Origin of the sequence: Wolbachia endosymbiont of Mansonella ozzardi (assembly GCF_020278625.1) — a bacterium.
GTDB lineage: Bacteria > Pseudomonadota > Alphaproteobacteria > Rickettsiales > Anaplasmataceae > Wolbachia.
The window spans coordinates 1-10,310 of sequence record NZ_JADAKK010000004.1; the positions used below are offsets into that span (position 1 = coordinate 1).

Consider the following 10,310-nt stretch of genomic DNA (forward strand, 5'->3'; position numbering starts at 1 on the left):
GCCCTATTGTCCCAACATTCATATGCGGCTTGCCAAATGCTTCTACTACTTGTGTCATAATCTAAACTTTTCTACCTAAAATACAAATACATAAATAATATGTTGATCTTATCAAGACACAACAAAAAAAGAGCGGATAGTGGGACTCGAACCCACTCCACTAGCTTGGAAGGCTAGAGCTCTACCAATTAAGCTATACCCGCACAATGGAGAAGGTAGGATTCGAACCTACGTACGCTTTCGCGGACAGATTTACAGTCTGTTACCTTTAACCACTCGGTCACTCCTCCACAAAATTTGTTAAGAGAGCATTACCCCAGTATCTTAACTTAATCTTTTATTATATCTAATATTAAATGCCTAAAACTAAAAAATCAAGCAATAAAACCTTGCCAGGTTAAAATTATGCAGATTTCATTTTATGTAACTTAATACTGTTAATAAAGTGCCTAAATAGATAATGTGAATCGTGCGTACCTGGAGCTTCTTCTGGGTGGTATTGTACAGAAAAAACCGGGTAATTTTTCATCATTATTCCCTCTATGCTATTATCAAACAGAGAAATATGAGTAACTTCAACGTCACTTGGTAGAGAAGATGAATCAACAACAAATCCATGATTTTGGCTGGTGATCTCAACTTTTCCTTTATTTACATTATAAACTGGATGGTTACTTCCTCGGTGACCAACATTCATCTTGAAGGTCTTTGCTCCCAAAGTAATTGCAAGCAATTGGTGACCCATACATATACCAAAGACTGGTATTTTAGATTTTATAATAACGTCTATCTCTAGAATCATACTTTCTCCTATTTCTCGTGGATCACCAGGCCCATTTGAAAGTACTATACCATCTGGATCCATACTTAATATTTTCTGAGCAAAACCTTTATCTGGCTTAATCAATTCAATTGCGCAACCAAGTTCTATTAAGCGTGAAACTATACTAGCCTTTACACCGAAATCAACCACTACAACTTTGTATTTTGCATTAAGATCGTTTTTAAAGCTATTACTTAAACTGACTTTGTTAATTATCCCTACTCCATTTAAAGGTTTGTATTTCTTCAACTCATCCAGCAGACCCTCTATCACAAGAGTAGTTTGGTTATCATAGATCCCAGTGTCATACACCGGAGAGCAGGTCAATGGGGATATAATCCCACTTTGGGATCGATGTTTTTGCAAATGTCTCGTCAAGGCTCTAGTATCAACTCCTGATATTCCAACTACGTTATCTCTCTCCAACCAATCACTTAAACTGATACACGATGAAGGATGAGATGCAGAAGAAAGTTCACGTATAATCACGCCACTTGCAAAAATTTCCTTTCCCCCTTCATTATCTTTGCTGTTTATCCCAATGTTGCCAATATGAGGAAAAGTGAACGTTATAATTTGATCGGCAAAAGATGGATCAGTTATAGTATGCTGGTAGCCAGTGATACCAGTGGTAAAACAGATTTCACCCATGCACTTGCTTTTCTTACCTACTGATTTTCCTAAAAAGTACCTACCATCTTGTAAAACTAAAACTGCATCTTGCACTCAATTCTCTCTAACTAATCTAAAACAGTATATAAAGATTCTAAACAACACGTAACTCCTTCTAAAATTTTAAACTTGACTATAAGTTAACAGAGAATAACACAAAAAAAACTTTCAATACATCCTTTCACATAAAATATATCATGACCACCTTCGCACTTCGTGTTAAAATTATTAAACAAAGTGGAGGTTTACAATGCCTGATAGTGGGAATCAATCTAAAAAAATAAATGGAAAGTGGTTGGCTATAGGAGCTGGCTCACTATTACTTGTAATGATGCTACCGCCAATTCTTCTTTTAGCTAAAATAGCTATAGGACTAATTGTAGTTCCAGTTGTAGCAATAGCGATGAAAGTTGCTTCAAAAACAATATCTAAAGTTTTAGAAGATAAACAGGAAGATCAAAACCAATCAACACAAAAAACAACACAAAGCAAAATTATAAACCTAGCTATTGGATTATTATCTATATTTGTAGGTGGGCTACCACTATTCACCATAGCACAAATTGGTTCAACTGCAACATGTGCAGTTGTAGCTGCTTTAGTCTCATACGCGTGTTTTAAAGATAGAGAAATAGGTAAAAACATAAATGACAAACTAGATGAAATAGCTGAAAATACAACTGACTTCATTGTTAGTAATATTGAAAAGCTTATTCCACAACAAAGCTGCCAGGCATAGCCTACATCGTTCGTCTGTGCTTTTCTACTATAGACTAGCTGTTCAGGGGTTCTATTTATTCTATAAGCTTTTTTACCATGCTAAATTTTAACCCACGGGCAAAATCCTTAACATTGCAGGGGTTTCTTCCTTCCATTTGCACAACTTTAGTAATTAAAGTACCGTTCCTCAAACTTATGTGCATATTATCATTAATAATCTCACCTTGCGCTGAAGTTAAAGAGGCATTTAATTCAAAGTCAGCATCCAGTATTCTGAAACGTTTATTCTCTATTTTGACAAACGCTTTGGGGTAAAATGCTTTAACTTTCCTATAAGCAACTTCGCAAGTATCACTCACATAAATTTTATAGTCCTCCACTTTATCAGCATAGCACGCATTATCATCGTTTTGTTCTGAAGGAAACTGTTTTTCAATTTTATCTAATACTTCCATCAGTAAATTGCTACCCAGCACAGACAGCTTATCATGCAATGTCTTGTAATTGTCGTTTTTTTCAATCAGAAATTTTTTCTGTTTTAAAATAGGACCAGAATCTAACCCTTCGTTTAATTGCACAATGCTAACCCCAGTTTCCTGGTCTCCCGCCAAAATTGTGTGCTGTATTGGAGCTGCACCACGCCATCTAGGCAGCAGCGAAGGATGAATATTAATACAACCATATTTTGGAATATTCAAAATTTCTTTTGGAAGTATCAACCCATATGCAGCAACAACTGCAACTTCGGGTTTAAAATTTCTAAACCGTTCTTGCTCTACCGAAGATTTTAGAGAGGTAGGAATGCACACCTCTATGCCATTTTCTTCAGCAATAGCATGTATTGGAGATTTCGTCAGTTTCTGTCCACGTCCCGAAGGTTTTGGGGCCTTGGTATATACGGCCATTATCTTATTCTCTGACTTCAATAACAAACTTAGCACACCAACAGCAAACTCTGGTGATCCCATAAAAACAACTCTCATGCTGCTGTGCTTAAAGGGATCAAGAATTTTCTGCTAATTTGCTGCTTACAGTTTCTACTAATTCTGCAAAACCGTCTTTATAATTAACAGCCATTTCAGCAAGGATTTTTCTATTTAAACTAATTCCAACAAGCGTGAGACCATACATGAACCTACCATAAGTAAGCCCATGCTTTCTTACTGATGCATTGATACGTATTATCCACAGGCTGCGAAAATCGCGCTTGCGGTTTCTTCTGTCCCTATAGGCATATTGTAATGCTTTCTCAACCCTTTGTAAAGCAACCCTATAACAACTTTTTGCACGTCCTTTATAGCCCTTTGCTAACTTTAATATTTTTTTGTGACGAGCATGAGTAGTAACTCCACGTTTCACTCGAGCCATTCTATTTTACCTCCATTTTGTTAAATACCATAAGGTATGTAAAGTTTAACTATACGCGAGTCAGATTTACCAAGAATCGTTGTACCACGTTGGTTACGGATGTTGGATTTACTCCTCTTTATCATGCCATGCCTTTTGCCTGATTGAGTAGAGATAATCTTGCCTTTAGCTGTAAGATTAAAGCGTTTTTTAACGGAAGATTTGGTTTTTAATTTCACTCTCTTCATATAAATTCACAAACATTACCATAGGATTCTTTAGTAGCAACTAGTTAGTAATATAAATAACTTTATTAAAGAATCAAATAGCATTGTAACCTATAAGCTACAGTACTACTATAATATGTAATCTGAATCTACAATACAAGCTAAAATTGCATATTAAAGGAGCTTAAATGTAATTACACCCAATATGTGTGTTATACCTTTTTTATCCCCAAGCGGCAACAACACTTGCCTCATTTTAACACTTTCACTTTCTTCTTCCTCGTTAATTGAGCACTTACTATCTACTACAGTATCAAGTTTATCAATAACTGCGTCTACTTTATATAGTTGCAAAAATGGTGCATCAACTACATATTTACTATCAATACACATGTTCTTTTCAAAACCGTAGAACTCAACAGCCTTTTCTCCCGCATTTTCACAGATATAACCTCGGTCATTAACTTCAATAATAAAACAATGTTGCCAAGATTCCATTATTTCGGCAGTATCTATTTCATGCCTTTCTGGCCAGTCTCTATCTGATCCTTTTATTTCACTCCAGTGCTGAGTCACTACATTAGCTATTCTTCTTTCTTTGCCTGCGTAAATTTCCATTATAACATCCACACAAAAAACATAGATATAAGCTGAATCTACTGTGAATGTATTGATTTTTTCTTAATCGCAAGTTACGTATCAAGAGGGTTCACGTGATGTTTGGAAATTTACACAGGTACTTTTTTAACTATTCTTTAACGTGAGCTCAAACTTCTTGATTAGTTCTCCTGCTATACGACATACATCTGCCCTGCGCTTACGGCTATTCGTTAGCTTCTCCACTATTTATTTTACTAATTAAATAGTCTCTTAGGTCGGTAAATTCTTGTAATAAATCCTTTGAACCGCGATCGATTTTTACATCATTATTAAATTCTTTTTTCACTCCCTTTATTGTATATCCTTTATCATATAACATATACTTTATTTTCTTTACAGCCTCTATACACTTATGATCATATAGCCTTCTTCCCTTACGTTTTATGGGTTTAATTTGATGAAATTGGTTTTCCCAGAATCTTAAAACATGCTGTTCCACATGCAGCTCTTCAGCTACTTCTCCGATCGTGTAGAGTAATTTTTCCTTATTCATTGATTAATTTTTTTATCACTTTTGAAGGTCTAAAAGAAACTGAATTTCTTGCCTGAATTACTACTTTTTTTGGTGTATTTGGTATATTCCCTGGCCTTTCCTTCTTTTTCTTTACCAAGAACGTTCCAAAGGATGATATTTTGACTATTCCATCCTTCACCAAGCCTGTTTTTATCTCATCCAATATATCGTCTATTATTGCAGAAGAGTCTTCTTTTGATAAACCAATTTCTCGATTTATATCCTCAGCTATTGTTGCTTTAGTTACTGTCATATCTTTTATTGTAACATAATCCATTTGTTATAATATGCGAATATAATATAACAATTGACTCAAGATTCAGCTACTTTATTTTTTAGGATATGTCTCTTTTGTAGCATAATTTAAAATACTGGCAGTTGCCAATGCTGCAAATATTGTAAGAAGCGCCATTTGATGATCTGTAAAAAGCGCTAGTGCTGATGCTATAATTCCACTCACAATAAATATAAACCCATTGATAACAGATGACGATGTGCTAATGCGTTTTCGCTCTACAATTTCACTGACAACAGTAAAGTTAAGCATATGTCCTCCCGCAAAAAAACAAACATTAACATACAAGAATATACGATATAAATCGCCAAATGGCTGCATAGTAAAATAATAATTGAAGCGCCTTGTAGCAGAGCGAAAGCAGAGATTACATGCTTTCTATTTTCAAATAAGTCTGAGATTTGATCTGCAATTGGTGCACCAATAGCAAGACCAAACCATAACACCGTAGTTGCTATATCTGATTCCATTGCATCAAGTTCTGAGTTGCTCAACAACCTTGGTGCCCATAAGGTGTTAAGCACTAAAAATGTTCCAAAAGTAATAGCACCCACTATTGAGGTTATCCAGATGCCTTTTAGTCTTAGCACTGCGAGCACAGAACACATTACCGTTTTTATGGAGCTTCTTATTGTGTATTTTTCTAAACTTTTTTCTGAGAATGCTTCCGGGTAGAAGAGCATAAGTACAAACATTGACACGCCAAGTAGTATTATGCATGCAATCAGATTTTTCCAATATATACCTTAAGCAAGAAAGCTAGAGAACAATATTTGAATTACCAGTGCAGAAAGGCTTGAAATTGTCTGTACCAGTGAGCACATCAGACCAAATTGGACAACGGGAAAACAGGTACTACTGATATGAGCAGCCCCAACAAAGCCAGATGACGCTCCAATTGCAATAAACACTTGAGATAAAATCAAATGGGAGAAGTTTTCACTATTAAATGAGAACAAGAAACCCAAGGATCATAGTTGATAACAAAAAGAAGTAAATTTTTTGCTTGAAAAAGTATTAAATATTGCTCCACTAAAAAACTGTGAGATAGCAAAAGTCCAATTATAAGCTGAGTTTGCCAGTGCAACTTGCGCGATCGTGAGCCCAAGTTCTTTTCAAGATCTACGCTCATAAAAGTATAAATTACCTGCATGTTGCTGAATATAACAATCAAGTTACCAATCAGCCAAACGAACCAAGTTTTAGCCTTACTTTCCGTAAAATCTACTTTTACAAGTAATTTATTGATACTAAGTCTCTCTTGAGACTATAACTCTTTGATGGCACTTAATCGAATAAAAGTACCAACTAACATAAGTCACTACTTCATGTCTTAAAGTTTTATATACTTATTCTGATATAAAGTCAAAAGAAAATTTAAAAATTTTAAGAAATAAATTGACTTCCCGATAACGAAAGTTAGTATAATCTTTATACTTAAGAAATTTACCAAATAAAAAAAGGCAAAAAAAACCCGTTAGCTAGTTATTTACTACCTATCTTTATAAATTGGCATTTTTTTATTGTCTTAAACGTTTCAACAAATGCATTTTAGCTTATATTAGGTAAAAACCTTGAAAGTTTACAAAGACATGAGGTGCACATAGTGCAAAAAATTAAACATAAGATGCCAATTACATTGAGTTTTTTTGTTGTTCAATCTGTACGGACTGAAGCTAAATAATAGCTTCAGTATTATAATATTGGAGGAATTTGTCAAGTAGGTTTTTTGTTTTTATTGCCAACGCTGAGATTAATAGGCAGCTCAACTAATAGTCAATACATCTTCTATTAAAAATTGTACAAACTCATTGCCATTCCAATAATTCATAGAGATTTTTCCCAAAATAGCTTCAACATCACCCTTCATGATAGCAGAACCAAGATGAGTATTTGCAGAACGAAACGCAATAGCTCTAACCATAGCATTATCGTCAGCAATGAAGCATTTTATATGGTCAACTCCTATAACTTCAGGCTTCCTGATCTTTGCTCCTTGGATAATAAACCTCGGCTCAGGATTGCCAACACCAAATGGCTCTAAGCGTTGCAGTTGATTCCACAGGGATAAGTTTATTGCCTTAGCAGTTATTATACCGTCGGCTTTTAAAGCTTTATTATGCGTAAAGCATGCAAACCTCTCAGCAAAAAAGTTATATAAATCGTTTATCCTGTCTTCCTTAATTGCAAACCCAGCTGCCATACTATGGCCGCCACCCTCAATAATCAGATTTATAAATTTTGCAGAAAGAACTGCAGCTCCGATATCAATCCTAGGAATTGATCTACAGCTTGCTTTTCCTATTCCATTGTTTAAAGATATCACAATCGTTGGCAAGTGAAACCGCTCTTTCAACCTTGATGCAATTATACCGATTATTCCCTGATGCCAATTGCCGCTTACCATTATAAAATTTGCACCTGATTTCACGGACTTTTCCACTTGTGTTGTGGCCTCTAAAATAGCCTCACTTTCCATCATTTTCCTTGTATCATTTAAGTCTATTAATTTTAGCGCGATGGAATGCGCCTTCTCTTCATCATCTATAGAAAGCAGCCTTGCGCCAAGCGATGCTTCTCCGATTCTTCCTCCAGCATTTATGCATGGCCCAACATTAAAACCCAGCCGGGAAACGCTTGGTTTTTCAAGAATTCCTAAAGCATCAAATAAAACGCGTAAGCCGACGTTTTTTCTTGCTGACATAACTTTTAACCCTTGTGAGACAAATGCTCTATTAAGGCCAGTGATCTGCATAACATCGCAAACAGTGCCAAGGGCGACCAAGTCTAGCAGATTAAATAAATCTGGTTCTTTTCTATTGGTAAAAAACTCCTGCTCACGCAGGCTTTTATTAAGAGCAACAATTAGCAGAAATGAGACTCCAACTGCTGCAAGGTTAGTATAAGGAGAGCTCTCATCAAGGCGATTTGGATTAACAACTGCTGCAGCACTTGGTAGTTTTTCTGTGCCAAGGTGATGATCGATAACTATAATATCAAGATCGAAATTCTTGGCATCCTCTATTGGTTGATATGCAAGTGTGCCGCAATCAACGGAAATACATAGGTCAATTCCTTTCTTTTTGAGTTGCAATAAAGCGTCTGCATTTAATCCATAGCCCTCATTAACACGATCTGGAATGTAGATTATAGAGCGTATACCAATTGCCCTTAGGTATCTGTTAATTAATGCTGATGACGTTGCACCGTCAACATCATAGTCACCAAATATTGCTATGTTTTCACCATTATTTATTGCCCGTATTATGCGGCAAACAGCCTTATTCATGTCAAGAAGATGGAAGGGATCTGGTAATAGCGACCTGATTAGTGGATATAAGAAGTTGCCTGCACTCTCTACATTAACACCGCGAGTAACAAGTGTTCTAGCTAGTATTTCTGGTAATTCAAATTTTTGAGTAAGGGTTACAATTTCTCTTTGATCTGCTTCTTGTAACCTCCATAGTGCATTTGTTATACTGCGCTTTTCAATATCAAGTAGCATATTTTGTAAGTAAAACAAAACCACTTTACCAGAACTTTTAAGCTTGTTCTACAATTGAATTTGCCATTTCTTCGAAGCATGGTATAATTTCAAAAAATATCTCACAAGTCCTAAATTGAAGTGTTGTTATATATCTTTCAATAAAATATTAGGGTTATTATGAGTGGCAGAAAAAAGAATTATATACGTTTTAATAAGCTAATAGATAATCTTTATAACGCTCAGTTAACCGCAAAGATAGTTATAGGGGGCTATAGTAGGAGTTAGTGCTGTAATAGGAACGCTTGTAGAATTAGGGCTCAGCTTTACAGCTCTGTCATCTTTAGTTATAGGCGGAGTTATTGGTGCTGTATTTCCAATTTCGCTAGTACTTGTAGCTATAGGGTTGCATCGTTACTATCATTATAAGATCAACGAATTAAAAAAGGAAATAAGGTCTTATAAAGAAGGGTGTAACAGCAGCGTTTACCACACTTGCTTTTTGCGACAATTGTAAGTGTAGCAACTGGAGTAAGTCTTGCAACAACTGCAAATGCTATTCTTCCTGGTGCCTTTGCAACTTGGTGCAATGACAGCAGGTACAGGAATAGTTACAGGGGTATTTGTTGCAGGTAGTATACCTGAATTTGCCATTTCAGACTAGTATGTAACTGAACCACGGACTGCTTAAGCAGAATGGAAAAGAGATTTACTCTTAAATTTTAAGTGATAGAAATTTTTATCTTTGGCAGGTTTCAAGGTAATTGTTTACTGTTTGCAAAAATATTCGCATAATTTAAGCAACATCAATTGGTAAAAGTTATGGAGCTTAATAAGATTGCAGCATCAATTTTACTTTCCGGGCTGATTATTGTAACAGTCAGCAATGTGGTTGATATGCTCTACAGTCCGGAGAAATATAAGATTGAACACCAAACGATAGTAGCCGCTGGTGATGGTGAATCTCAGCAAAAAATTGAGCAAGTAGCGCTTGACATCGGAGTACTCATGCAGAATGCTAGTTTTGAGAAAGGCAAATCAGCAGCGAGGAAATGTATAGCTTGCCATAGTTTCGAGAAAAGTGGAGCAAACAAAGTAGGGCCAAACTTATGGAACATAGTTGGAAACAAAAAAGCACATCTTGGCAATTCATTTAACTATTCAAAAGCAGTACTCGAAAAGGGCGGAAAGTGGGGATATGAAGAGCTATTTGCCTTCCTGAAGAATCCAAAAGCTTATATAAAAGGTACACGTATGGCGTTTTCAGGTATTTCCGATCCCCAAGAAATTGCAGATTTAGTCAGCTACTTGCGCCAACTAAGCGATAGCCCGGTTGATTTACCAAAGTAATACGGGTTACTGTAAACTATTTAGTGAAAGTGGCAAGTACATAGCATATCGAAAGCTACAGGGAAGGAGAGCTTTTATAGTCTTTTTTGGTGAATTTGCATCAAATATGAATGGAACTAAAGTAACTGCTATTTATAAATTTTGCCAAGAGATGATGTAGAGCTTACGTTATTTGACTACTTTGGCCACGGCCATTCAAGCGGTGATTTCATTGATTA

11 protein-coding genes and 2 tRNA genes are annotated in these 10,310 nt (G+C 35.8%); 2 read left to right on the forward strand and 11 right to left on the reverse strand.

What is annotated here, in order from left to right; translation table 11 throughout:
- Nucleotides 1–131 precede the first annotated feature (131 nt).
- The 3 genes from IHO40_RS00635 to carA form a co-directional block, all read right to left on the reverse strand.
- A tRNA-Gly gene (locus tag IHO40_RS00635) sits at nucleotides 132–203 on the reverse strand.
- A gap of 4 nt (nucleotides 204–207) precedes the next feature.
- Nucleotides 208–290 (reverse strand) — tRNA-Tyr (locus tag IHO40_RS00640).
- A gap of 113 nt (nucleotides 291–403) precedes the next feature.
- Complete coding sequence (gene carA, locus IHO40_RS00645; RefSeq protein WP_225536272.1) at nucleotides 404–1,549, reverse strand: glutamine-hydrolyzing carbamoyl-phosphate synthase small subunit; 1,146 nt, start codon at nucleotides 1,547–1,549, stop codon at nucleotides 404–406.
- 196 nt (nucleotides 1,550–1,745) lie between these two features.
- Between carA and IHO40_RS00650 the strand changes: the two genes are divergently transcribed.
- Entirely contained in the window at nucleotides 1,746–2,234 is a 489-nt protein-coding gene (locus IHO40_RS00650) for a hypothetical protein (protein ID WP_225536273.1), read from the forward strand.
- Nucleotides 2,235–2,289: 55 nt separating this feature from the next.
- Here IHO40_RS00650 and fmt read toward each other — a convergent pair whose 3' ends face one another.
- The 8 genes from fmt to recJ form a co-directional block, all read right to left on the reverse strand.
- Complete coding sequence (gene fmt / locus IHO40_RS00655; RefSeq protein ID WP_225536274.1) at nucleotides 2,290–3,198, reverse strand: methionyl-tRNA formyltransferase; 909 nt, start codon at nucleotides 3,196–3,198, stop codon at nucleotides 2,290–2,292.
- 19 nt (nucleotides 3,199–3,217) lie between these two features.
- The gene (gene rplT / locus IHO40_RS00660) at nucleotides 3,218–3,583 is read right to left on the reverse strand and encodes a 50S ribosomal protein L20 (protein WP_225536275.1); all 366 of its coding nucleotides are present in this window, start codon (nucleotides 3,581–3,583) and stop codon (nucleotides 3,218–3,220) included.
- A 20-nt stretch (nucleotides 3,584–3,603) separates the two neighbouring features.
- Nucleotides 3,604–3,810: a 50S ribosomal protein L35 gene (rpmI, locus tag IHO40_RS00665; RefSeq protein WP_225536276.1), complete on the reverse strand. Its 207-nt coding sequence runs from the start codon at nucleotides 3,808–3,810 to the stop codon at nucleotides 3,604–3,606.
- Nucleotides 3,811–3,963: 153 nt separating this feature from the next.
- Nucleotides 3,964–4,407: a PAS domain-containing protein gene (locus tag IHO40_RS00670; RefSeq protein ID WP_225536277.1), complete on the reverse strand. Its 444-nt coding sequence runs from the start codon at nucleotides 4,405–4,407 to the stop codon at nucleotides 3,964–3,966.
- A gap of 205 nt (nucleotides 4,408–4,612) precedes the next feature.
- On the reverse strand, nucleotides 4,613–4,942 hold the full coding sequence (locus IHO40_RS00675; protein WP_225536278.1) for a MerR family transcriptional regulator: 330 nt from the start codon (nucleotides 4,940–4,942) through the stop codon (nucleotides 4,613–4,615).
- The gene (locus tag IHO40_RS00680; RefSeq protein WP_225536279.1) at nucleotides 4,935–5,240 is read right to left on the reverse strand and encodes an integration host factor subunit alpha; all 306 of its coding nucleotides are present in this window, start codon (nucleotides 5,238–5,240) and stop codon (nucleotides 4,935–4,937) included. Before IHO40_RS00680 ends, IHO40_RS00675 begins: the two co-directional genes overlap by 8 nt.
- Nucleotides 5,241–5,476: 236 nt before the next feature.
- Complete coding sequence (locus IHO40_RS00685; protein ID WP_225536280.1) at nucleotides 5,477–5,941, reverse strand: hypothetical protein; 465 nt, start codon at nucleotides 5,939–5,941, stop codon at nucleotides 5,477–5,479.
- Between the two features lie 1,082 nt (nucleotides 5,942–7,023).
- Nucleotides 7,024–8,763 carry a single-stranded-DNA-specific exonuclease RecJ gene (recJ, locus tag IHO40_RS00690; RefSeq protein ID WP_225536296.1) on the reverse strand — a complete coding sequence of 580 codons (1,740 nt, stop codon included), beginning with the start codon at nucleotides 8,761–8,763 and terminating at the stop codon, nucleotides 7,024–7,026.
- Nucleotides 8,764–9,564: 801 nt separating this feature from the next.
- On the opposite strand from recJ, the gene IHO40_RS00695 reads away from it, so the two are divergent.
- Nucleotides 9,565–10,092 carry a c-type cytochrome gene (locus IHO40_RS00695; RefSeq protein WP_225536281.1) on the forward strand — a complete coding sequence of 176 codons (528 nt, stop codon included), beginning with the start codon at nucleotides 9,565–9,567 and terminating at the stop codon, nucleotides 10,090–10,092.
- Nucleotides 10,093–10,310 lie beyond the last annotated feature (218 nt).

Excerpts from the sequence above, each read along its gene's own strand:
- IHO40_RS00675 (WP_225536278.1), bottom strand. The coding sequence starts at position 4,942 with ATGAATAAGGAAAAATTACTCTACACGATCGGAGAAGTAGCTGAAGAG.
- IHO40_RS00695 (WP_225536281.1), top strand. The coding sequence starts at position 9,565 with ATGGAGCTTAATAAGATTGCAGCATCAATTTTACTTTCCGGGCTGATT.
- IHO40_RS00680 (WP_225536279.1), bottom strand. The coding sequence starts at position 5,240 with ATGGATTATGTTACAATAAAAGATATGACAGTAACTAAAGCAACAATA.
- rplT (WP_225536275.1), bottom strand. The coding sequence starts at position 3,583 with ATGGCTCGAGTGAAACGTGGAGTTACTACTCATGCTCGTCACAAAAAA.
- fmt (WP_225536274.1), bottom strand. The coding sequence starts at position 3,198 with ATGAGAGTTGTTTTTATGGGATCACCAGAGTTTGCTGTTGGTGTGCTA.
- recJ (WP_225536296.1), bottom strand. The coding sequence starts at position 8,763 with ATGCTACTTGATATTGAAAAGCGCAGTATAACAAATGCACTATGGAGG.
- IHO40_RS00685 (WP_225536280.1), bottom strand. The coding sequence starts at position 5,941 with ATGCTCTTCTACCCGGAAGCATTCTCAGAAAAAAGTTTAGAAAAATAC.
- IHO40_RS00650 (WP_225536273.1), top strand. The coding sequence starts at position 1,746 with ATGCCTGATAGTGGGAATCAATCTAAAAAAATAAATGGAAAGTGGTTG.
- rpmI (WP_225536276.1), bottom strand. The coding sequence starts at position 3,810 with ATGAAGAGAGTGAAATTAAAAACCAAATCTTCCGTTAAAAAACGCTTT.
- IHO40_RS00670 (WP_225536277.1), bottom strand. The coding sequence starts at position 4,407 with ATGGAAATTTACGCAGGCAAAGAAAGAAGAATAGCTAATGTAGTGACT.